The 24,438-nt window shown below is 36.2% G+C and carries 23 protein-coding genes; all 23 read left to right on the top strand.

The features are described 5' to 3' along the window. The first annotated feature begins 1 nt into the window (after position 1). Positions 2-1,609, top strand: coding sequence for a hypothetical protein (locus ACTXGU_RS10340; protein ID WP_443481439.1), 1,608 nt, complete (start codon positions 2-4; stop codon positions 1,607-1,609). Between the two features lie 7 nt (positions 1,610-1,616). Next, on the top strand, positions 1,617-2,630 hold the full coding sequence (locus tag ACTXGU_RS10335; protein ID WP_443481438.1) for an AAA family ATPase: 1,014 nt from the start codon (positions 1,617-1,619) through the stop codon (positions 2,628-2,630). Next, complete coding sequence (locus ACTXGU_RS10330; protein ID WP_443481437.1) at positions 2,627-3,490, top strand: DUF58 domain-containing protein; 864 nt, start codon at positions 2,627-2,629, stop codon at positions 3,488-3,490. The genes ACTXGU_RS10335 and ACTXGU_RS10330 overlap by 4 nt, the downstream gene beginning before the upstream one ends. Positions 3,491-3,504: 14 nt before the next feature. Next, a complete protein-coding gene (locus tag ACTXGU_RS10325; protein ID WP_443481436.1) occupies positions 3,505-5,286 on the top strand; it encodes a vWA domain-containing protein in 1,782 nt (593 codons plus the stop codon). Continuing rightward, positions 5,270-8,023 (top strand): VWA domain-containing protein, encoded by a 2,754-nt coding sequence (locus tag ACTXGU_RS10320; protein WP_443481435.1) that lies wholly within the window; start codon positions 5,270-5,272, stop codon positions 8,021-8,023. The genes ACTXGU_RS10325 and ACTXGU_RS10320 overlap by 17 nt, the downstream gene beginning before the upstream one ends. Before the next feature lie 107 nt (positions 8,024-8,130). After that, positions 8,131-8,463: a putative DNA-binding protein gene (locus ACTXGU_RS10315; RefSeq protein ID WP_443481434.1), complete on the top strand. Its 333-nt coding sequence runs from the start codon at positions 8,131-8,133 to the stop codon at positions 8,461-8,463. 12 nt (positions 8,464-8,475) lie between these two features. After that, positions 8,476-9,828, top strand: a complete 1,353-nt coding sequence (gene ffh, locus ACTXGU_RS10310; RefSeq protein WP_443481433.1) for a signal recognition particle protein — start codon at positions 8,476-8,478, stop codon at positions 9,826-9,828. 130 nt (positions 9,829-9,958) lie between these two features. Beyond that, the gene (gene rpsP / locus ACTXGU_RS10305) at positions 9,959-10,231 is read left to right on the top strand and encodes a 30S ribosomal protein S16 (RefSeq protein ID WP_443481432.1); all 273 of its coding nucleotides are present in this window, start codon (positions 9,959-9,961) and stop codon (positions 10,229-10,231) included. A gap of 13 nt (positions 10,232-10,244) precedes the next feature. Next, on the top strand, positions 10,245-10,475 hold the full coding sequence (locus ACTXGU_RS10300) for a KH domain-containing protein (protein ID WP_443481431.1): 231 nt from the start codon (positions 10,245-10,247) through the stop codon (positions 10,473-10,475). A gap of 243 nt (positions 10,476-10,718) precedes the next feature. Then, positions 10,719-11,105 carry a YlqD family protein gene (locus ACTXGU_RS10295; protein WP_443481430.1) on the top strand — a complete coding sequence of 129 codons (387 nt, stop codon included), beginning with the start codon at positions 10,719-10,721 and terminating at the stop codon, positions 11,103-11,105. A 10-nt stretch (positions 11,106-11,115) separates the two neighbouring features. After that, positions 11,116-11,634: a ribosome maturation factor RimM gene (rimM, locus tag ACTXGU_RS10290; RefSeq protein WP_443481429.1), complete on the top strand. Its 519-nt coding sequence runs from the start codon at positions 11,116-11,118 to the stop codon at positions 11,632-11,634. Further along, positions 11,634-12,371: a tRNA (guanosine(37)-N1)-methyltransferase TrmD gene (trmD, locus tag ACTXGU_RS10285; RefSeq protein ID WP_443481428.1), complete on the top strand. Its 738-nt coding sequence runs from the start codon at positions 11,634-11,636 to the stop codon at positions 12,369-12,371. Before rimM ends, trmD begins: the two co-directional genes overlap by 1 nt. Before the next feature lie 141 nt (positions 12,372-12,512). Beyond that, positions 12,513-12,857, top strand: coding sequence for a 50S ribosomal protein L19 (gene rplS, locus ACTXGU_RS10280; protein ID WP_141431197.1), 345 nt, complete (start codon positions 12,513-12,515; stop codon positions 12,855-12,857). A gap of 484 nt (positions 12,858-13,341) precedes the next feature. Continuing rightward, complete coding sequence (gene lepB, locus ACTXGU_RS10275) at positions 13,342-13,896, top strand: signal peptidase I (RefSeq protein ID WP_443481427.1); 555 nt, start codon at positions 13,342-13,344, stop codon at positions 13,894-13,896. A gap of 28 nt (positions 13,897-13,924) precedes the next feature. After that, positions 13,925-14,800, top strand: a complete 876-nt coding sequence (ylqF, locus tag ACTXGU_RS10270) for a ribosome biogenesis GTPase YlqF (protein ID WP_443481426.1) — start codon at positions 13,925-13,927, stop codon at positions 14,798-14,800. A gap of 123 nt (positions 14,801-14,923) precedes the next feature. Further along, complete coding sequence (locus ACTXGU_RS10265) at positions 14,924-15,694, top strand: ribonuclease HII (protein ID WP_443481425.1); 771 nt, start codon at positions 14,924-14,926, stop codon at positions 15,692-15,694. 10 nt (positions 15,695-15,704) lie between these two features. Beyond that, positions 15,705-16,997 carry a hypothetical protein gene (locus tag ACTXGU_RS10260; protein ID WP_443481424.1) on the top strand — a complete coding sequence of 431 codons (1,293 nt, stop codon included), beginning with the start codon at positions 15,705-15,707 and terminating at the stop codon, positions 16,995-16,997. Then, positions 16,994-17,278 (top strand): EscU/YscU/HrcU family type III secretion system export apparatus switch protein, encoded by a 285-nt coding sequence (locus ACTXGU_RS10255; protein ID WP_443481423.1) that lies wholly within the window; start codon positions 16,994-16,996, stop codon positions 17,276-17,278. Before ACTXGU_RS10260 ends, ACTXGU_RS10255 begins: the two co-directional genes overlap by 4 nt. A gap of 260 nt (positions 17,279-17,538) precedes the next feature. After that, complete coding sequence (dprA, locus tag ACTXGU_RS10250) at positions 17,539-18,399, top strand: DNA-processing protein DprA (protein WP_443481422.1); 861 nt, start codon at positions 17,539-17,541, stop codon at positions 18,397-18,399. A 450-nt stretch (positions 18,400-18,849) separates the two neighbouring features. Beyond that, on the top strand, positions 18,850-20,925 hold the full coding sequence (topA, locus tag ACTXGU_RS10245) for a type I DNA topoisomerase (RefSeq protein ID WP_443481421.1): 2,076 nt from the start codon (positions 18,850-18,852) through the stop codon (positions 20,923-20,925). A gap of 644 nt (positions 20,926-21,569) precedes the next feature. Then, complete coding sequence (gene trmFO / locus ACTXGU_RS10240; RefSeq protein ID WP_443481420.1) at positions 21,570-22,883, top strand: FADH(2)-oxidizing methylenetetrahydrofolate--tRNA-(uracil(54)-C(5))-methyltransferase TrmFO; 1,314 nt, start codon at positions 21,570-21,572, stop codon at positions 22,881-22,883. 60 nt (positions 22,884-22,943) lie between these two features. Further along, positions 22,944-23,849, top strand: coding sequence for a tyrosine recombinase XerC (xerC, locus tag ACTXGU_RS10235; RefSeq protein ID WP_443481419.1), 906 nt, complete (start codon positions 22,944-22,946; stop codon positions 23,847-23,849). Between the two features lie 27 nt (positions 23,850-23,876). Next, the gene (gene hslV / locus ACTXGU_RS10230; protein ID WP_443481418.1) at positions 23,877-24,428 is read left to right on the top strand and encodes an ATP-dependent protease subunit HslV; all 552 of its coding nucleotides are present in this window, start codon (positions 23,877-23,879) and stop codon (positions 24,426-24,428) included. Positions 24,429-24,438: the final 10 nt, after the last annotated feature.

The raw sequence follows: 24,438 nt of genomic DNA, 5'->3' as shown, positions 1-24,438 counted from the left end.
AATGGATAATGAAAAGCAATTTTTATCTTTATTAAAACCGATAAAACGTTCGTTATTGATGGAATTATTAGCAAAAGAACTGCACTTCCTGCTTTTAGAAGCAGGAGGTGTCCTCTTATTCGGTTATCTTTTAGCAAATATATTCGTTATTCCGTTTATTTACTGGTACATTTTTGCATGCTGTGGCGTTATTCTCCTTGTTTTTATCATTCGCTTATGGATGAAATATCCTACTAGCAAACAAGCTGTTGCTTTATTTAATGAGTATGTAGCGGAAGATTATGCGATCACTGCCTTTCATTATTTGCATAGTAATGGTGCAAAGGAACAAGTAGTAGTGCAGCAAGCATTGCAGGAAATGAAAATAAAGCAGTTTCAAGTTTTTCAAAGAAAAAAGAATTACTTTTATCCAAAATTAATGATCCTTGCTTTTTTGTGTTTTGCTTCCTATGCTGTTTTACTGCAATTCCCGTCGTCTGCCTTTCAATTTGGAAAGGAAAAGGAAAAAGAAATAAAAGTAATTGCAAAAACGAAAAAAGAGCTAGATAAAAAAATCACAAAAGAACCAAATAAAAACATTGCTGATACGTTAAAAAAAATCGATAAAGAGTTAAATAAATCAGATACCGTAAAAAAAGCCTTGCATTCGATTGAAAAGGAAACGAAAAAGCTCCAATTAAAAAGCAATAAAGAAATTAATAAAAAAACCGCACTAGAAAACACAGAAAAACAGCTCAAAGATAGCGGCTTAAATTCTTTGGCAGAAGCGCTTGCCCAAAAAAATGCAAAACTTCTAGAAAAAGAATGGAAAGACGCGAACAGGCAGTATAAATCATTAACGGCAGAGCAGAAAAATGCCTTAAATCAACTGTCCGGGTATGATCGGAAACTAACAGAAGAACAGCTTAAACAAATGATGAAGCAAATGGAAGATATGCTGCAGTCAGAAAGCAAGCTTCAGGAATTAGCTTCCGCGCAAAATGAACTAGCTAGTTTGAACCATTATTTGCAGCAGCAAAGTACCGCAAACGGAATTACTACTCCGAACACAAATACAAACACGGCAGCCAATACAAATCCATCGTCCAACACGAATCAAACTGCACAAAACAACACGAATCCGAACGCCAATAATGGAGCCGGAAGAAATAATCCATCTAATCCAAATGGGAATAATGGAAATGGCTCAGAAAACGGGAAAGGTTCTGGCAATGGAAATGGTTCAGGAAGTGGCAACGGGTCAGGCAATGGAAATGGAAATGGAAACGGAAACGGGAGTGGATCGGCTAGTGGTTCAGGTTCAGGAATCGGTGCAGGCGGCTCAGGTGCTAGTTTTGGAACTGGATCAAGAGAATTGTTGTCGATTCCGGATAAAGTGAAAGGGAAACAAAATCAAGAAACAGATACAGGAGTATTAGGCAATGGGAAACAAGGGGAATTATCTGAAGGGAATGGTCCAGTGTTAAAAGGAAATGTGCAGCCATATGACCAAGTGTATGCTGATTATGAGCAATCCTATCGCGAAAGTACAGACAGATATAAGCTCCCGTCTGATCTTGAAGGAATAGTAAAAAATTATTTTAGCACCATTAATCCAAATGAAAAGTAGGGATAGTATGATAGAAAAAGAGATGGTAGAACAAGATTATAAGCAAGCACAAGCGTTAATAGAAAATATCAAGTTGGAAATTAAACAATTTATCGTAGGGCAAGACAAAATGATTGATGAAGTATTATGGAGTATTATTGCGGGTGGACATGTATTATTAGAAGGGCTGCCTGGCTTAGGGAAAACAATGCTTATCCGGACTATTTCGGAAGTGCTTGATCTAAGCTTTGCAAGAATTCAATTTACGCCTGATTTAATGCCTGCGGATATTACAGGAACGATGCTATTGCAGCCTGATGAAACGGGAAAACAGCAGTTTCAGTTTCATGAAGGACCATTATTTAATCATATTGTATTAGCAGATGAAATAAATCGTGCAACTCCGAAAACACAAAGTGCCTTACTTGAGGCGATGGCAGAAAAAACCGTTACGATCATGGGGAATACGAAAAAGTTAGACCCTCCTTTTTTTGTTTTAGCGACACAAAACCCAATTGATATGGAAGGTACGTACCCATTGCCAGAAGCACAACTTGATCGGTTTTTATGTAAACTGGAAGTGAAATATCCGACAAAAGCAGAGTTGAAAGAAATTATCTTAAAAACGACCAATATGGAACAAGTACCTTTAAAAAGAATGGCCAATCTGGAACAAGTGCTTACCCTTCAAAGATTAGCAAAACAGGTTTTGTTTGCAGACCACATGCTAAATATTGCAGTTGCGATTCTTTCTGCCACACATCCTGACTCAGAAGATGCAACTGAATTAGGTAAAAAATACATTCAATATGGCAGCGGACCTCGAGGCTTGCAAAGTATGGTTTTAATGGCAAAAGCAAGAGCACTATCTTTGGGTCGCTTACATGTTTCTTTAGCAGATATCCGTTATGCAGCAGTTCCAGTTTTAAGACATCGCATCCTTTTGAACTTTGAAGGAGAGATTGCCGGAATTTCTACTGATGACGTAATCGAGGATATATTGCAAAACATAATCAGTTTGCATGCAGGAAAAAGCAGATGAACAATTATCAACAATTATTAAGCAGACTGCAAAGAAAAAGTTTGCAGCTGCAAAACAAAAAAAGAGGGATGCAAAACGGCAGAAGAAAGTCATCTGCAATCGGATCCTCTTTGGAATTTTCCGATTATAAGAAATATCAGCCGGGTGATGATATAAGGCAAATTGACTGGAATGTGTATGGCCGCACCAATAAAGCGTATATAAAACGATTTATGGATGAGAAGGAAGTGCTGATCAGCATTTTTTTAGATGCAACATTGTCGATGAAAGCGATCGCCTCAAAATGGGAGCTGGCAAAACAGTTGGCAGCAAGCTTAAGTTTTATAACGTTAGCTAACGAAGATCGTTTATTTTTTTCGACCCTGTCTTCTCCTCAAAGCTCCTTTTACAAAAAAGGGGCCGTGCATAGCAAAAGAACCTTTTATGAAATAATGGATATACAAGAGGAAAGTGCTACGGCAAGTTTTATTGAATCAGCACGAAATGCGATGGCTAAAAAACAACAACTTACTATTTTCATTACAGATGGATTAGAACCGATTGAAAAATGGAGCGAATTTTTTCAACGCGTAAACACTGGTCACTATAATGTTTGGTTTATTCAACTGTTAAGTGAAGCAGAAATAACTCCTGCTTATCATGGTGATATAGAGCTATTAGACAGCGAAGATCAATCGACTGTAAATGTAAGCATGAATCAACATATTTTAAACTTATACAAAAAAAGAGTAACGGAACATAATAAAGAATTAGCTTCACTTTGTGCAAAATTTGGGGTGCATTACATATTGGTAACTGATGCTAAAGATATTCAAACCATCCTGCTGCGGGATTTTAGTGCACATGGCTATATAAAATAAGGAGGAAGCTCAGCATGCAATTTGTTTATCCGCTCTATTTTTTCTTTACGATTTTTATTGCTGCGTTTATCCTCTTTTATTTTTTTCGCAAGCAATATACAAAACAAATGATTCCCTCTAATTTACTGTGGACAGAAGTTGTAAATGAAATAAAAGCGTCTTCTTGGCTTCATAAATGGCAAAATAATCTGCTGTTTTGGCTGCATCTCCTATGCTTATTATTGCTGTTATTCGCATTGGTGCAGCCTGTTACATGGAAGGAAGGATTAAAGGGAGAGCAAATCATTTTTTTATTTGATACTTCCGCTTCCATGGCAAGTAAGCCAAATCAACAAAATAAACTCGAAGCTAGCAAAAAGGAAGCGATTGAGATGGTTCATCATTTAAACAATAATCAATCGGTCACACTAATAGATGTAAATGATCAGCCGAATATTATGGTAAATAATGAAACAGACCAGAAAAAAATAATCAACGTCATCAATCATTTGGATATAACGTATGCACATGACAATTTCGATAAAGCAACACAGATGGCAGCATCGCTTGCTGTGGAAGGAAAAAGTGCCATTCATATCTTTTCAGATGCTGTTACAAACGAAACAGTGGCACAACATTTGCGAAACTTTTATACAGAGGTCCATAACGTTGGAAATGCAACGGATTCTAATCTTTCTATCTTATCTTTTGGCGTTGCGAAGAAAAACGAAAGAATAGCCGGGATAGCAATGGTTAAAAATCAAAACAACCAAAAAGAAACAGTACCGTTTCAAGTGGTCAGTGCAGGAGCGGTAGTATGGGAGAAAACGATTACCCTTCTTCCAAACGAACAAAAAATCATTACGATGGAATCACTGCCAAAAAAAGCTTATTATGAAGCAAAAATAAATATCGAAGATCAATATACAATCGATAATAAACAAACGGCTATTTTTACGAGTGTTTTATCCTCTATTTATGCACCAGATGCGGTAAATGCCTTTTTGTTAAAAGGTTTTTCTACAATCGGTTTACAAGTTGTGCAAATGGAGAAACAAGCGGACATTATGAAGAAAAAGGATGGCATTTATTTATTTAATGGTTCTTCTGTAGGGAAAAACATGTCACAGCCGCTTATCTTTTTTTATGAATCGAAAAATAAAGTGGCGTTAAAAGAAGAGTTGAAACTAGAAGAGGACACCTTATTTACCCATGTCGATATGAAAGATGTCTATATAAAAGAAGCCTATATAAATAAAGACAAAAACTTGGAGACGATCCTGAAAAGTGGAGATATTCCCCTTATTCAAAAAGGAAAAATAAATGGACAGCCGGTTATTTATATCAATTTTTCTATTCAAGACAGTGACTGGCCTCTGCATCCAAGCTTCCCAGTATTTTTGTATAATAGTTATCAATGGCTATCAGCACAGTCCAATTATATTGGTGATTTTCAGCCATTAGAAGAAAAATCGCTGAATTTAAATGCTAATATAAAGGAATGGGAAATATTTAATGAAAAAGATGAAGTGATTTCGTCCTATCGTCCTGACGAAGAAAGTTTTCAGGCACCTAAATATCCAGGTGTATATCAACTTACATCCGGTAATGCCGTTTTTTACTTTTCCGTAAATTTAGATGATCGGGAAAAAAATATTCAATCAGAAAAATCATTTTCAATTAATGATCAGACTGTCCAAAACACAGCGAAGAAAGTGGCTGTACAGCAAAATACAGTATGGTATTGGTTTGCTTTACTGACATTCGTTCTTCTTATTATCGAATGGGAGGTGTATCGACGTGCTAGTAGAATTTAAATACCCTTTCCTGTTTTTTTTGTTTTTGCCAGTTAGCATCATTCTGTTTTTATCGATAAAACAAATGAAAAATCGTGCCAATAAAAAAGAAGGATATTGTATCATCGTTCTTCGTTCCTGCTTATTTACGTTGCTCATTTTCGCTTTAACCGTTCCACAGCTAGTTATACCGCAGAAAAATGTCCCTGTCGTATTTTTGCTAGACAGATCTGCCAGTGTAAAAGGGTCAGCAGATACCGAGCTTAGCTGGGTGGAAAAAAGCATCAACAAAAAAAATCCAGATGATGAATACAGCATTATCTCCTTTGGGAAGAAACCGGTTGTCGAACAAATGATGGGCAAAGACGAACTGCGAATTACTAAATTAAGTGAAGAAGTGGGACAAGATCAGACGAATATACAAGCTGCTTTATCATTAGCTTCCAGCATCGTACAAAATAATGGTGGAAGACTAGTGTTGCTAACAGATGGGAATGAAACGACAGGCAAGGCAAAAGAGGTTGTGTCACTATTAAAAAATCAAGCTATTGAATTAGATGCTTATTTTTTGCAATCAGAAAACTATGAAGATATGGCGATAAGTGGCATTGATCTTCCTCCTACTTTATATAAAGGGGAACAAGCTTCTTTACATGTAACCGTGGACAGTAATGTTGCTAAAAGTGGGAAACTTCATTTATATGCTAATAACGAAAAAGTTGTCACGAAAGACATCGATGTAAAAGAAGGACAAAATGTATTTCCGATCAACATGAAGGTCAATCAAACGGGACTTGTTACGTACCGAGCAGAATTGGAAGTGGAAAATGATGCTTATACGGAAAACAATAAATTCCAAGCGGTAACAACGATTAAAACAACACCTAAAGTGCTGATTGTCCAAAATACTGAGGATGAATATGTGAAAAATATTTTGCAATCATCTGGATATGATGTGGATATTTTATCGCCTGTAAAACTTCCAACCTCATTAACTGGCTACCTTTCCTATCAATCGATTATTTTTAACAATGTACCTGCCACTTCTATATCAGAGAAACAAATGGCTTTAATTGAAAAAAGTGTAAAGGATTTTGGTACAGGTTTTTTAATGACAGGTGGAGAAGAGAGTTTTGGGCTAGGCGGCTACTTTAAAACACCAATTGAAAAACTGCTGCCTGTTGATATGGATATTAAAGGAAAAAAAGAAATGCCGTCATTAGGTTTAATCATCGTATTAGACCGTTCTGGAAGTATGCAAGGCAATAAACTGACATTGGCAAAAGAAGCAGCTGCGAGATCGGTTGAGCTGTTAAAAGACAGTGATACATTTGGGTTTATTGCTTTTGATGACCAACCATGGGTGATTGTCGAACCGAAGCCGCTTAAAAAAAAGTCCGCGGTTATTAAAAAAATCCGTTCTGTTGCTTCTGAAGGAGGAACAGAAATATACGCACCATTAGCAACAGCATATGAACAGATGGAAGAATTGGATGTGAAACGGAAGCATATTATTTTACTAACAGATGGACAGTCTGCTACAAATAATGATTATAATGCCTTATTAGAAGGCGGGAAAAAAAATAACATCACTTTATCAACTGTTGCATTGGGGATGGACGCGGATATTGGACTGCTGGAAGAACTTGCTGAAGTAGGCTCAGGGCGTTTTTATTCAGTTCAAGACTCTAGTGTTATTCCATCTATTTTATCAAGAGAAACGGTGATGGCTGCGAGGACCTATATTGAAAATAAGCCGTTTTATCCGATAATCCAACAAGGATATAATTGGTCTAGTCTTTTTCAAGATGGGGTTCCAAAAATGAATGCATATATAGCGACCACACCAAAAGGACAAGCACAAATCCCTGTTTTAAGCGAAAAAAAAGATCCGATTTTAGCACAATGGCAATACGGCCTTGGAAAGACAATGGCGTTCACATCTGATCTAAACGGCAGTTGGAACGGCGATTGGTCCCGCTGGTCAAAATGGGGAAGCTTTGTAAATAAAATGGTAACAGAAACGTTGCCTCAATACGATTCAGAGCCGTATTCTTTATCTGTAGATAAACGGGAAAATCAACATATATTATCGATAAACTCGGATAATTTATCGACACTCCCGGTAGAAGTTTCGATTGTTTCACAAAAAGGGGAAAAGCTTGATATTAATACAAAAATGACAGCCCCAGGCAAATATGAAGTCAATCTTGACGAAGATCCTGGATTATATTTTATTAATATTAAACAAACAGAAGAAGATGGCAGCGTATCTCTTTATCAATCAGGGTTCTCTATTCCTTACTCGAAAGAATATTTAGTAAAAGGAAGCGATGAAAAGAAACTTAAAGAGCTGTTAGCGATTTCGAATGGAAAAATACTGACAAAAGAGGCAGAATCTTTTCGACCGCTTCAAGACAAAAGCAGCAAGAAACAAGAGATTGCTTCCTGGTTGATTATGATCGCATTTTTGCTTTTATTCATTGAAATAGCAATTCGCCGCTTTGGATTAAAAATAATAAACTTCCCTTCCTTTACATTTAAAAAGGACAACGAGCAAAAAACAACACCAATACACAATAAAGAATTTTCGCAAAAGCAAACAAGTGAAAGACAAGTGGTAATGATGGGTGAGCCAAAAATATACAAAAAGAAAAAGGAAAGGAAAAAACAAACAAAGAAGAAAGCCGAAAACGCTTCCGATAGAGGAGATCATTTGCAGCAACTATTAGAAATGAAACGAAAAAATCAAAAATGATGAATGAACAAAACTGCGTCTTGTAAAGATAAAATCTTGACATGTTAAGATGTACTGTGTAAAATAATTGATGTAAAGGCTTTTGACTTAACACGGAGGTATGTTCGATGCTTGAAAAAACAACACGAATGAATTATCTTTTCGATTTCTATCAGTCGTTGTTGACACCGAAGCAACGAAGCTATATGTCTCTTTATTATTTGGATGACTATTCTCTTGGTGAAATTGCAGACGAATATGATGTAAGTCGTCAAGCAGTGTATGATAATATAAAACGTACAGAAGCAATGCTTGAAGAATATGAGCAAAAATTATTACTCCTTCAGAAGTTTCAAGAGCGTACTGTACTTTTTGCGCAAATGAAAGAGTTGTTAAAAAACGATACTCCTTCGGTTTCAGCGTTGCAGAAAGCAATATTAGAGCTGGAGAATTTAGATTAAGGAGGCGGCATAATGGCATTTGAAGGTTTAGCTGACCGACTGCAGAATACGATTCAGAAAATCCGTGGCAAAGGGAAAGTAAATGAAGCGGATGTAAAAGAAATGATGCGTGAAGTCCGCCTTGCATTACTGGAAGCGGACGTTAACTTTAAAGTCGTAAAAGAATTTGTGAAAAAAGTTAGTGAACGTGCAGTTGGACAGGAAGTGCTAAAAAGTTTAACTCCTGGGCAACAAGTTATTAAAGTAGTAAAAGAAGAGTTGACAGAATTAATGGGTGGAGAGCAAAGTAAAATTGCTGTTTCCAACCGCCCGCCAACAGTTATTATGATGGTTGGGCTGCAAGGTGCCGGTAAAACCACTACTACTGGTAAACTCGCTAATTTGCTGCGGAAAAAATACAATCGAAATCCACTCCTTGTTGCGGCAGATATTTATCGACCAGCTGCTATTAAACAGTTGGAGACATTAGGAAAACAGCTTGATTTTCCCGTGTTTTCTCTTGGCGATCAAGTAAGCCCAGTGGAAATTGCCAAACAAGCGATTGCAAAAGCAAAAGAAGACCATCATGACTATGTATTAATTGATACAGCAGGCCGTCTACATGTAGATGAATCTTTAATGGATGAATTAAAGCAAATTAAAGAACTGTCAAAACCTGATGAAATTTTCTTAGTTGTAGATGCAATGACAGGACAAGACGCTGTTAATGTTGCAGGCAGCTTTAATGAGCAGCTTGGGTTAACAGGGGTTGTTTTAACAAAACTTGATGGTGATACCCGAGGGGGAGCAGCCCTTTCTATTCGCTCTGTTACAAAAACACCGATAAAGTTTGTCGGTCTCGGAGAAAAAATGGACGCTTTAGAGCCATTTCATCCAGAACGCATGGCTTCCCGAATTCTTGGAATGGGCGATGTTTTAAGCTTAATTGAAAAGGCTCAGTTAAATGTGGATGAAGAAAAAGCAAAAGAGCTTGAAAAGAAAATGAAAAATGCTTCCTTCACATTAGATGATTTTCTTGATCAATTAGGCCAAGTACGAAACATGGGTCCACTTGATGAATTATTAAAAATGATGCCTGGAGCAAATAAAATAAAAGGCTTAAATAATTTGCAAGTAGACGAAAAACAAATTGCCCATGTAGAAGCAATTATTCGATCCATGACAAAGAAAGAAAAGGAACAACCAGAAATCATCAACGCAAACAGACGGAAGCGTATTGCAAAAGGAAGCGGCAGAACGGTACCTGAAGTAAACAGGCTGTTAAAGCAATTTGATGATATGAAAAAAATGATGAAACAAATGACCAATATGGGTCAAAAAGGAAAGAAAAAAGGTGGCTTTAAATTACCTTTTAATCCATTTTAAACAGGAAAAACCACAAGAATGAATGAAATTGATCAGAATGTAAAGTCTGACAAGAAAAAACACTTTACAAACTCGCAAACAATTGATAATATACTATCTTGTGTGAAACTATTCGGAGGTGCAATTTTAAATGGCAGTAAAAATTCGTTTAAAACGTATGGGAGCAAAAAAATCTCCTTTTTATCGTATCGTAGTAGCAGATTCTCGTTCACCACGTGATGGACGTTTCATTGAAACAGTAGGAACTTACAATCCAGTAGCAGAGCCTGCTATCGTGGACATCAACGAAGAAAAAGCATTACAATGGTTACAAAATGGTGCAAAACCATCTGATACAGTTCGTAACCTTTTCTCTAACCAAGGTATTATGGAAAAATTCCACAATATCAAAAACGGTAAGTAATCCGTTCTGGAAAATGAAAGAGCTTATAGAAACGATTGTTAAGCCCCTTGTTGATTTTCCAGATGATGTTCTAGTACAGGTTACGGAAGAGGATAATCGAATCATTTACTTGCTTTCGGTCAACAAGCTTGACATGGGAAAAGTAATTGGGAAGCAAGGGCGGGTTGCGAAAGCAATTCGAACGGTTGTTTATGCAGCAGGATCATTACAACAGAAGAAACTAATTGTTGAGATTAGCAAGTAGAATAAAGGAGGAGGGGAAACCCTTCTCTTTTTCTAATCTTCTAGGAAATTATAAACGAAATGAAGTTGTGGATAACTTAAGGGCTTAGTCAGCATCTAGCTCCAGCGCCTAGCCCCTGTGAAAGATAACCTCTTGCCTCTAAAAGTAAAAAACACTTTTTGAGTCAAGAGAACATTTTTCTTCGGGGCTGAACAAGGCGCCTGCGCTTATGTTCTTAATTACAAATCTTTCAGGAGGAAGTAAATGCAAATACTCCAGACTGTAATTGTAAAGCAAGTTCTAACGGAATCAACGAAAGAAAATTTGTTGGAAAAATATAAACAAACATTAGTGCAATTAGAGAAAGAATGTCAGCAGCTCCGTTTTGAAGAGAAAAAACAATCACGAAATCAACAGTTGTCAACAAACAAAATAAAAAGCTACTATAACAGTGAAATGAAAAAAAGATTGGAAAAACAGAAAGACATAGAGTTTCTAATCGATCAAATACATATACTACCATTGGGCAGTGAGCTAAAAGAACAAGAAGTTACAGCATTAGTGGAAATAAACGAAGGCGACGTTTGGCACGATGCTATTTCTTCTAAAACAATCATAGTAAAAGATGGGGTAGTAGAAGAAATAAGGTAGAGGTGAAGAAATGGAAAAATGGTTTAACGTAGGAAAAATCGTGAATACACATGGAATTAAAGGGGAAGTTCGCGTTATTTCACGCACAGACTTTCCAGATGAAAGATATAAAGTAGGCAATACTATTTATTTTTTTCAAACTGATAAATCAGTACCAATGGAATTAACAATAAAAAGCCATCGAGTTCATAAAAACTTTAATTTATTAACATTTGAAGGGTATGATAATGTTAATAATGTCGAGTTTATGAAAGGTGGATTATTAAAAGTTCCAGAAAGTTTTTTAGGCGAACTTTCCGAGAATGAATACTACTTCCACGAAATAATCGGCTGTACCGTGGAAACAGTAGAGGGAGAAGAACTTGGTACGATTACAGAAATTCTCACACCAGGTGCAAATGATGTTTGGGTAATAAAAGGAAAAAATAAAAAAGAACTGCTTATCCCTTATATTGAAGAAGTAGTCATGAAAGTCGATGTGAAAGAAAAGTTAGTGATTATTGAGCCGATGGAAGGGCTGTTGTCTTAATGAAAGTAGATGTTCTATCCCTTTTTCCAGAAATGTTTGAAGGCATATTTAATAGTTCCATATTAAAAAAGGCGAAGGAAGCAGAAAAGGTTACGTATAATGTCGTAAACTTTCGGTCGTTTTCTGACAATAAACATCAAGCAGTAGATGATTATCCGTACGGTGGAGGCGCTGGCATGGTTTTAAAGCCTCAGCCAATATTTGATGCTGTTCAAGATTTAAAAGAAGCAAGCGGTGCTTCTCCCCGTGTAATATTAATGTGCCCGCAAGGTGAAAGGTATTCGCAAAAAAAAGCAGAAGAGCTTGCTCAAGAAGACCATTTAATTTTTATTTGCGGCCATTATGAAGGCTATGATGAGAGAATAAGAGAACATTTAGTAACAGATGAAATTTCGATTGGTGATTACGTGTTAACTGGTGGAGAACTTGGGGCCATGGTAGTAATTGATAGTGTAGTTCGCCTGCTGCCAGGAGTTTTGGGCAAGGAAGCCTCACATGTTAATGATTCTTTTAGTACAGGCTTGCTTGAACACCCCCATTACACCCGTCCAGCAGATTTTAGAGGAATGAAAGTTCCAGCCACTTTATTATCGGGAAATCACGCACATATTGATGAATGGAGAGAAAAGGAATCTCTTAGAAGAACCATCGAAAGGCGACCTGATTTACTAGAAAATTATCCATTAACAGAACAACAAAAAAAACTAATAGAAGAAATCAAGAAAAGCCATGATTAGATATTGCTGTTCCATTCTTTTTATGTTAAGATAACACTTGTGACTTAATCCGATATTTCTCGGCAAAAGTCTTAAAACGATGTTCCGCTGCAAGAGTTCTCTTATGAGTGCAAGAGCGTCTGTTGGAAGGAGTTGAAAACGATGCAAAAATTAATTGAAGAAATCACAAAAGAACAACTTCGTGCAGATCTTCCTGCGTTCCGTCCTGGTGACACTGTACGTGTACACGTGAAAGTTGTTGAGGGTACTCGTGAGCGTATTCAGGTATATGAAGGTGTTGTGATTAAGCGTCGTGGTGGTGGAATTAGCGAAACTTTTACAGTACGTAAAGTTTCTTACGGAGTAGGCGTTGAACGTACTTTCCCAGTTCATACACCAAAAATTGCGAAGCTTGAAGTTATTCGTCGCGGTAAAGTTCGCCGTGCTAAACTTTACTACTTACGTAACCTACGTGGTAAAAAAGCTCGTATTAAAGAAATTCGATAATTGTTACCAAAAAAGAGCTTGTTCTAGTAACAAGCTCTTTTTTAATGGCTGTTTTCTCAAAGTTTGTTGTTTTTCACGTGAAAAAATGGGGAAAGAAGTACTCAGCAGACTGAATACGCGAAGACTCCTGTGGGAATGCGAGAAAGACGAGACCCCACAGGAGCGTATGCGACGAGGAGGCTCGACGCTCGCCCATGGAAAGCGAAGTGTCTTCAGGCTGCGAGTTTAAAAGCACATTCTATTCGAAAACAGCTTTTTTAATTGTAACCGCATAGATACTTGCTAATTTTGTTAGTATATTAATATGTACATACTCATCATCTGAAATTTTACTTCGTCCTCTTGTTTCGATTACAATAAAAGAGAAGAAGAAACTAGCTTAACATATAGGCAGGAAATGAAAGATTTACTGTGCTAAATAGTTAGATAAGACTTAGAAGAGCAATAACTTCTTTGATATGAATAACAAGGAATGGTGAACGTAATGGCAAAGAAAAAGAAAAATGAAGCATTAGAATGGGGTAAAGCGATCATAATTGCCGTATTATTAGCATTTGTAATCCGCTATTTTCTATTTGCCCCAATTGTTGTAGATGGAGAGTCAATGATGCCGACGCTTCATGATCAAGACAGAATGATTGTAAATAAATTAAATTACAAAATCAGCAGTCCGAAACGCTTTGATATTGTAGTCTTTCATGCGCCAGAAGGAAAGGATTATATTAAACGAGTAATTGGCTTGCCTGGTGATACAATTGAATACAAAAATGATACGTTGTATGTCAATGGGAAAGCATATAAAGAGCCATATTTAGATGAATATAAAAAACAGGTGATTGATGGTCCATTAACAGAATCGTTTACATTAGAAGAAAAAACCGGCCATAAAACCGTGCCTGAAGGAGAACTGTTTGTTATGGGAGACAATAGACGAGACAGTAAAGACAGCAGACATATCGGCACCATTTCCTTTGAAAAAGTATTAGGAAATACTAGTGTTATTTACTGGCCGGTAACCGATATACGCATAATTAAGTAAACTTGTTTCAGTAATAGAGGTGATTATATTGACTATTCAATGGTTTCCTGGACATATGGCGAAAGCAAGAAGACAGGTAACAGAAAAATTAAAGCTTGTAGATATTATTTTCGAATTAGTGGATGCTCGAATTCCACAGTCATCACGAAATCCGATGATTGATGAAATTATTCAGCATAAACCAAGATTAGTGCTGCTAAATAAAGCGGATATGGCAGACAAAGAGAAAACAAAAGAATGGATTCATTATTTCCAAAGCAAAGGGATAAGAGCCCTTGCCATTAACTCTCAAGCTGGTGTTGGAATGAAAGAAATTACTGCACTTGCAAAAGAAGTATTGGCAGAAAAATTTGAGCGAATGCGGGCAAAAGGAGTTCGGCCCCGAGCGATTCGTGCGATGATCGTTGGGATTCCTAATGCAGGAAAATCAACATTGATTAACCGTTTAGCTAAAAAAAATATTGCGAAAACAGGCAATACCCCAGGGGTAACAAAAGCACAGCAATGGATTAAAGTAGGCAAGGAGCTGGAGCTTTTAGATACGCCAGGGATTTTATGGCCTAAATTCGAAGATCAGGAAGTAGGCTTAAAGCTTGCATTAACGGGTGCCATTAAAGATACTATATTAAATTTACAAGATGTAGCTGTGTATGGATTAAGATTTTTAGAAAAAGAGTATCCTAACAGATTAAAAGAAAGATTTCAGATGGAAGAAATACCGGAAGATATTGTCGAGCTGTTTGATAAAATTGGACAAGTACGTGGCTGTTTAACAGGTGGAGCGATTGTTGACTATGATAAAGTAACAGAATTAGTCATTAGAGAAATAAGAGGAGAAAAACTAGGTTCTCTCACATTTGAAAATGCGGGAGATATGGAAGCGTCTCAAACAGAAAATGACTAACAGTAGGAGGATCTTGATTAGTATGTTCATGATCCTCTTTTTTGTCTGTTACGGTTACAATGAAAAGAAAAGCTTTATCATAAATAGAAGCTGCCGATATTAAAGGAAAGTGGAGTGCGGGAATTGAAAATAGCAACAACAAAAGAAATAAAAATAAAACTAGAAAATATAACAGATAGTAACGATCCTTTTATCGAAGAGATAAAAAATGACGATAGAAAAGGGGTACAAAGTCTTTTTAAAGCATGGCAGAAAAAGCGAGAAAAGGAAATGGAACTTCATCAACGCTTTTTAGCATTAAATACATACGAAAACCAACTCAAAAATCAAGGATATTCTTACATAGCCGGAATAGATGAGGTAGGCAGAGGACCATTAGCAGGACCGGTTGTAACAGCTGCAGTCATTCTTCCAGCAACATTTTATTTACCAGGATTAGATGATTCGAAAAAACTTTCTGAAAAGAAAAGAGAAGAATTTTTTGAAAAAATTCAACAAGAAGCCATTTCGATAGGAATCGGAATGATCCATGCTGAAGAAATTGATCGAATAAATATTTATCAAGCAACAAAAAAAGCAATGTTGCAAGCGATCAATGATTTAACGATAAGACCGGATTATTTATTAATAGACGCGATTACCTTAACAACACCGTACCCAAGTCAATCAATTATTAAAGGAGACAGTAAAAGTTGTTCTATTGCGGCAGCAAGTATTATTGCAAAAGTAACAAGAGATAGAATGATGAAAGAGCTCGATAAACAATTTCCAGCTTATCAATTTGCCAAAAATATGGGCTACGGTACGAAGGAACATTTAGAAGCGTTGCAAAAGGAAGGAATAACAAGCTATCATCGCAAAAGCTTTTCACCAGTTAAAGAAATGTCGAAATAAGGAGGGGAGTATGAGTTACTCTACTAGTTTTATTCAAAAGCTGTTTAAACAAGAAAATAACCTCTGGTCTCAACCATTGCCATTAAGACCAGGTCAAATTATGTATGGGAAAATAATGAAATTATTTCCAAATCAAATCGCGGAAGTGCAAGTTGGTCAACAGAAGCTATATGCCCATTTATCCATTCCTCTTTCTGTTGAAGCAAATTATTGGTTTCAAGTTCAACAAGGACAAGAAAAGCTCGAATTAAAAGTATTATCTCCTTTGAACGAAACAGTGCAAATGGATAAAAACAATATCACAACATTGTTAAGGCAGCAATCTCTTCCTGACACGAAAGAAAATAGAGCATTAGTTGCTTCTTTTCTTACCGATCAACTGCCATTAACAAAAGAGATTCTTCAAAAGGCAAGCAACTGGTTAACGAAAAGCAACGATACTTCATCAGAAATTGCAGTAATCAAGCAAATGGTACAACAAGAGCTACCGCTTACAAATACAGTATTTTCTAGTTTATTACAAGTACAGTCTGGACAATCATTTTCCGATTTAATCAATGCTTTAAACAGCGAATTAAACATACATTCGATTAAAAATAAGCCATTAGAACAAGTGGTAGCAAATATAATGACAGGGGTATTTACGTCTGAAGATGATAGTAAGCAAATAAAGCAACAAATAATGAAAATGTTGCACAGTATCGGTTTTTCCTATGAGTCAGAACAGTTTTTTCGATTAAATGAAACAAATAATACGGAAGTAGAAACAAAAAAGTTAAAACCACTTTTACTCGAATTGTTAAAAACAGATATTCCTGTTTCAACGAATGAAATAGCCAATCAGCTAGTAGATAAAATAACAGGTTTGCAGCTATTATCGCGAGAAGTTGGACCAATAATTCAAGCTGTAATGCAACTGCCAATATCGTTTGCAAACCATACAAAGGATGTAACGGTGCAATATAATGGTAAAAAAACGAAAGATGGCAAGATAGATAGTGATTATTGCCGGATTATGTTTTATTTAGATTTAGAACATTTAAAAGAAACAGCCATTGATATGCAAATTCAAAACAGGGTAATGAATATTACCATTTGGAATAATCATCCCATCATTCAATCACTTGCAGCAGCATATACAAATACATTAAAGGAAAAGATGAAACAAGCCGATTACATATTATTAAATGTTAACAGCAAGCCCTTTTCTAAAAAGGAAACCAACATAAAAAACGGATTATCCTTTTTGGATATTGAAAATTCCTATAAAAATTTCTATCAAGGAGTAGATGTAAAAATATGAAAGAAAGTGGAAAATGGAAGCGAAAGGAAGCAGTTGCATTACGTTATGCACAAAATCTAGATGCCCCGACAGTATTAGCAAAAGGAAAAGGAATGGTTGCCGAATCGATTATCGAAAGAGCAAAAGAAAATGGAGTGCCCATCCAAGAAGATCCTTCCTTAGTGGAACTATTAGCAAAGCTGAATTTTCATGACCAAATACCAGAGGATTTATATCAAGCAGTTGCTGAAGTTTTTGCTTTTATTTATAAACTGGATAAAGAATATGGGGAGAATAAATAGTGTAAGGAGGTTCCCCTATTAAATGAGAACACCCCTAAGAAAAGAGGCGGAATTTTATAGTATAAAAGAATAATAGTAAAATAGTAAAATAGTAAAAACGAATCGTTATCAAAATAAAATATCTATTAAATTTGGACGGAAGCGATTATAATAATACGTATAATTCCTTATTATTTTCTTATGTTTATTCATTTTTTTGTATACTTTACAAATTCCTTCTATTATATATTGTGCAAATTCTAGGAAGGAAGGTAAGTTTATTGGAGAAATTAAACGAAAAATTAATTTTGCTTGATCACTGTAGAGGAATTAGCTGGAAAAGTATTTTCTTCCTATTAAAAACAGATCCTGATCTTCAAACAATAAATGCTTCTCGAGAATTCCCCTCAAGTTCTTTACAATGGAAAAAAGAATTCATTGAAGATTTTCACTCCCCTTTTATTCATGAACAAATCAGCCAATATGCCCCTAACGGAATAACTGCCATTACTTATTTTGATTCCCGTTATCCAAAGATATTAAAAGAAATCTATCAACCTCCATGGGTACTTTATGCAAAAGGAGATTTATCTTTATTAAATGTAGAAAAAAAACTGGCAATCGTCGGATCGCGCCTTGCTACCAATTACAGTCAGAAAGTAATGGAAAAAATAATTCCAGAGTTGATAAAAGATAATATTACGATTGTAAGTGGTCTAGCGACAGGTGTTGATGCTTTAGCACATAAGTTAACGATTGCAAATGGTGGGAAAACAATAGCGGTTATAGCTGGAGGGTTGTTTCATATCTATCCAAAAGAAAATATACTGCTTGCAAGCGAGATGATGAAAAAACACCTTGTAATATCAGAATATCCTCCGTTAACTAAACCAAATAGATGGCAGTTCCCAATGAGAAATCGGATTATTAGTGGCTTATGTAATGGTACATTAATCATTGAAGCGAAAAGAAAAAGCGGCTCCTTAATAACGGCGAATTATGCTCTTAACGAAGGAAGAGATGTATTTGCTGTTCCAGGAAGTATTTTAAGTCCTTTTTCAATAGGAACAAATGAATTAATAAAGGCAGGCGCAAAACCAGTTATAACTGCAAATGATATTTTAGAAGAATGGAATTTTTGATAAGAAAAAGGAAATTAATAGTATTTCTTTTACAAGAAGGAAATGATACGATATAAACATTGGGAAAAATAAGGGATTATTCTATTGTGTCTAGCTTCAGCGCCTAGCCCTTGTGAAAAATAACCCTTTGCCTCTAAAAGTAAAAAACACTTTTTGAGTCAAATGAACATTTTTCTTCAGGGTTGTTTAAGGCGCTTACGCTTTTCTTTTGTGTCAACTTTTTGTATTAAAAGAGTGAAATTTTATCCTTTTTTAAAAGGAAAAACAAAAAAAGGTTGCTATTTTTTGAAATCTGTTATACATTTTTTCAACAGATAAAAAATGAAAAACTAAAAAACAAATGGGAATAAAACAGTTGAAAACGTTTACTGATTATCGTAATATTTGACAAATGGAAACATAGTATACAATAATAGTGAATATTTATAATCCCTCTAAGGAGGACAGTTAATGTCAGATTTTCTTGTAATCGTGGAGTCTCCTGCAAAGGCAAAAACGATTGAACGTTATTTAGGAAAAAAATATAAAGTAAAAGCATCTATGGGCCATATTCGGGATTTACCAAGAAGCCAAATGGGTGTTGATATAGAAAAACAATACGAACCGAAATACATAACGATTCGTGGTAAGGGCCCGATTTTAAAAGATTTAAAGACCGCTGCTAAAAAAGCTAAAAAAATATACTTAGCAGCTGACCCTGACAGAGAAGGGGAAGCGATTGCTTGGCATTTGGCAAAAAGCTTGAATGTGGATATCGAGTCAGACTGCCGCGTCGTATTTAATGAAATTACAAAAGACGCGATTAAAGAGTCCTTTAAACATCCTCGGCCAATAAACATGGATTTAGTAGATTCACAGCAAGCCAGAAGGGTTCTTGACCGTTTAGTTGGGTATAATATTAGTCCGTTATTATGGAAGAAAGTCAAAAAAGGATTAAGTGCTGGGAGAGTACAATCTGTAGCGGTAAGACTAATTATTGATCGTGAACATGAAATTAAACAATTTATTCCAGAGGAATATTGGACAATTGAAGGCAGTTTTCTTAAAGGAAAAACAAGCTTTGATGCTGCGTTTTATGGAATTAATGGAAAAAAAGTAGAACTGAAATCAGAAAAAGAAGTACAAGAAGTAAAGGCGTTAATCAATGGAAATAAATTTACCATAGAAAAAGTGACAAAAAGAGAACGAAAAAGAAATCCTGCAGTTCCGTTTACCACCTCCTCTCTTCAACAAGAGGCTGCCCGTAAATTAAATTTTAGAGCGAAAAAAACAATGATGCTTGCACAGCAGCTTTATGAAGGAATTGATTTAGGAAAAGAAGGAACAGTCGGATTAATTACCTATATGAGAACGGACTCGACTAGAATATCCGAAGTTGCTCAAGGAGAAGCCTTCGAGTATATTACAAAAAATTACGGCAGTGAATATACAAAAGGGGATAAAGGCAAAGAAAAGAAAAATGCAAATGTTCAAGATGCCCATGAAGCCGTTCGGCCAACAAGTACAACAAGAGAACCGAGCATGCTAAAAGAACATTTATCAAGAGACCAGCTTCGGTTGTATAAACTCATATGGGAAAGATTTATCGCAAGTCAAATGGCTCCTGCCATTATGGACACAATGAGTGTTGATTTACAAAATGGTGAGGTGCTATTTCGGGCTACAGGCTCAAAAGTGAAGTTTCCCGGTTTTATGAAAGTATATGTGGAAGGAACCGATGATGGCGTAGAGGAAAAGGATCGACTGCTCCCTGATTTGAAAGAAGGAGATGAAGTAATAAATAAAGACTTCGATCCGAAGCAACATTTTACACAGCCGCCTCCTCGATACACAGAGGCAAGACTTGTCAAAACATTGGAAGAGTTAGGAATTGGCCGTCCATCGACTTTTGCACCAACATTAGATACGATCCAAAAGCGTGGATATGTAGCATTGGAAAATAAACGATTTATTCCGACAGAGCTGGGAGAAATAGTATTAGAATTAATCTTAGAATTTTTCCCTGAGATATTAAATGTTGAATTTACAGCTAATATGGAACATGATTTGGATAATATTGAGACTGGAAAAGTGAATTGGGTAAAAATAATTGATGATTTTTATCAAGTTTTTGAACAAAATTTAGAAAAAGCTGAAAAAGAAATGCAATCAGTGGAAATTAAAGATGAACCTGCTGGAGAAGACTGTGATTTATGTGGAAGTCCTATGGTCTTTAAAATGGGCCGATATGGTAAATTTATGGCATGCAGTAATTTTCCTGATTGTCGAAATACGAAACCGATAGTAAAAGAGATAGGTGTTAAATGCCCTTCATGCCATGAAGGGAACATCATTGAAAGAAAAAGTAAAAAGCGTCGCATATTTTATGGATGTGACCGTTATCCTGGATGTGAATTTATTTCATGGGATAAACCAATACAACGTCCATGCCCAAAATGTGAAGGCATGCTCGTGGAGAAAAAGCTGAAAAAAGGGATACAAGTTCAATGTGTTAGCTGTGATTATAAAGAGGAACCTCAAAGTTAAGAGAGTGAGCATCATTTGCTCACTCAGGCTGTTGAAAAACGTTCGCTCTCTTCGTCACTTCCCGTTTTTTGCGGTGCTCATTACCCGGTAAAGAAGGATGAACGACTAAGTACGTCACGTCCTGTGACAACGTCGTTCTGACCAACTTCCTGTTGGCCGCTGTTCCTCAAAAAGGGTCGTTCCGCGATAGACAAACGTTTTCATTTAGCCTGACGTTTCTGCAATTATTACTTTTTCTACATCCTAAGTGAGCATCAATTGCTCACTTTTTTCTATGGAATAAATTGTTGTCTAACAGGATAAAAGTTAGTAAAAACAAAATAAAAATAGTAGAAACTTTAATTACAGCTATTCATAGTGTAAAATGCTAGAGAATATATCATTTTATAAAATAAGAAAGAAAAACATTTTTCAACTTAGGTGAGCGTCTAGCTCCGACGTACAGGACGTACAAGTGCCGGCGTTGCCACAGGATGTGGCGTAATTAGCCGGCCAGTGCCTAGCCCCTGTGAAAAATAACCTTTTGCCTCTAAAAGTAAAAAGCACTTTTCGAGTCAAATGAACATTTTTCTTCGGGGCTGAGCAAGGCGCCTGCGCTTTTCTTATAAAAAATGAAATAATGATAATAAGTTGGAGGACTATACATGCAAGAAACAAACAAACACGTAAATGTAATTGGGGCAGGACTCGCGGGAAGTGAGGCTGCATGGCAAATAGCAAAAAGGGGAATTAAGGTACATTTATATGAAATGAGACCAGTTAAACAAACTCCTGCACATCATACCGATAAATTTGCTGAACTTGTTTGCAGCAACTCTTTAAGAGGAAACGCCTTAACAAATGCGGTTGGTGTATTAAAAGAAGAAATGAGAAATTTAGATTCCATTATTATTGAATCTGCCGATTTATGTGCAGTTCCTGCCGGAGGAGCATTAGCTGTTGATCGACATGAATTCGCAGGAAGAGTAACGGAAAAAGTGAAAAATCATCCGAATGTTACCGTTTTTCATGAAGAAGTAACCGAGATTCCAGAGGGCCCTACAGTGATAGCGACAGGTCCTTTAACAAGTGAAGCTTTGTCTAAAAGTTTAAAAGACTTAACAGGAGAAGAATATTTATACTTTTATGATGCTGCTGCACCTATTATCGAAAAAGACAGCATAGATTTAAATAAAGTTTATTTAAAATCCCGCTATGATAAAGGAGAAGCTGCTTATTTAAATTGTCCTATGACTGAAGAAGAGTTTGAACGTTTTCATGAAGCACTTGTTTCTGCAGAGACAGTTCCTTTAAAAGAATTTGAAAAAGAAGTCTATTTTGAAGGCTGTATGCCGATTGAAGTAATGGCTGGTAGAGGGAAAAAAACAATGCTGTTTGGTCCGATGAAGCCAGTTGGTTTGGAAGACCCACGCACTGGAAAACGTCCATTTGCTGTTGTGCAACTTCGCCAAGACGATGCTGCAGGAACATTGTATAATATTGTTGGATTTCAAACTCATTTAAAATGGGGAGCTCAAAAAGAAGTGCTTCAATTAATTCCAGGGCTTGAAAATGCAGAAATTATAAGATATGGAGTAATGCATCGCAACACCTTTATTAATTCTCCAAAGGTATTAGAAGCAACTTATCAGTTTAAAAATCGAAGCGATTTATTTTTTGCTGGTCAAATGACGGGAGTAGAAGGATATGTAGAATCAGCAGCTAGTGGCCTTGTTGCTGGAATTAATGCAGCAAAGTTTGTAAACGGAGAAGATCTAATTGTTTTTCCAGATGAAACGGCAATTGGAAGCATGGCGAAGTATATTACAACTACAAATGCAAAGAATTTTCAACCAATGAATGCTAATTTTGGACTTTTTCCAGCGTTGCCTATTAGAATAAAAGGGAAAAAAGAAAGATATGAACAACACGCTAACAGAGCATTAGAGACAATTCAGAACTTTGTGAAGACTATGTAAATTAATTGATTGCGTATACAAAGTATGTTAATATAATAAAGCCGTCTGTGAGGTGATACATTGGATTTGAACACACACACTTCATTACAGCGATTTGTTGAATATTTACAAATTGAAAAAAACTGTTCACCATATACGATTGAATATTATCAAGACGATATAAATCAGTTCTTGCTTTTTATGTCCAAACAACTAATAAATAAACTAGAGGACGTTCAGTCCTCTGATGTAAGAATATTTTTAACGGACTTATTTCATGCAAAGTTAGCAAGAAAATCTATTGCCCGGAAAATATCTAGTCTACGCAGCTTTTACAGGTTTTTAGTAAGAGAAAAACTAGTGGCTGCAAATCCTTTTTCAACCATAACGATACCGAAGTTAGAAAAAAGATTGCCGGATTTTTTTTATGAAGAAGAGTTGCAGCAGCTATTTTTATCATGTGACTCTTCAACTCCTTTAGGAAATAGAAATAAGGCACTCCTTGAATTGTTATATGCTACGGGCATTCGAGTTGGTGAATGTACGAAAATCGAGTTAAAAGATATTGATTTTAGTATTTCTACCGTCTTAGTGAAGGGAAAGGGAAAAAAGGAGAGGTACGTTCCATTTGGCAGCTTTGCACATACCGCTTTAGAATCTTACATAAGAGATGGAAGAACAAAGTTGATGGGGAAAAACAGTAATCAACATTCCTTTTTATTTGTAAACTATAGAGGGGGCCCTTTAACTGCAGGAGGCGTCCGGGATATTTTAAGCAAAATGATGCATGCTTCATCAGCACAAGGGAAAATTCATCCTCATAAACTTAGACATTCATTTGCAACCCATTTATTAGCAAACGGGGCTGACATGAGAACTGTTCAAGAACTATTAGGTCATGCAGATTTATCGTCTACTCAAATATATACACATGTAACAAATGAGTATTTAAAGAAAACATACATGTCCTATCATCCAAGGGCATAGTCCAAATTGTTAAAGGAGAAAGTATAGATGGCTGAATTACCACAATTTCATGCAACAACAATTTTTGCTGTTCATCATAAAGGGAAATGCGCCATGTCAGGTGATGGTCAAGTAACTTTCGGAAACGCTGTTGTCATGAAACATACAGCGAAAAAAGTTCGAAAGCTTTTTAACGGAAAGGTAATTGCAGGCTTTGCCGGATCAGTTGCTGATGCCTTTACACTATTTGAACTATTTGAGGGTAAACTGGAAGAGTTTAATGGGAATTTACAAAGAGCAGCAGTTGAGCTGGCGAAACTTTGGAGAAATGATAAATTTTTACGCAAGCTGGAAGCGATGCTAATTGTAATGAACGAAACAGATTTATTGTTAGTATCGGGTACTGGAGAAGTGATTGAACCCGATGACGGTATTTTGGCAATTGGTTCTGGTGGAAACTATGCGTTATCTGCTGGAAGGGCTTTAAAGAAATATTCAGGCGAACAGTTATCCGCCTATGAAATTGCAAAAGCTGCATTGGAAATTGCTGGGGAGATTTGCGTATATACAAACAATAATATTATTGTGGAAGAATTATAGGGGGAGGATT

The sequence above is a fragment of the Niallia sp. 01092 genome (genome assembly GCF_052318935.1).
In the GTDB taxonomy this organism is placed as follows: Bacteria; Bacillota; Bacilli; order Bacillales; family Cytobacillaceae; genus Niallia.
The sequence above is the reverse complement of the archived record's forward strand: the minus strand, read 5'-3'. Positions and strand labels throughout refer to the sequence as shown.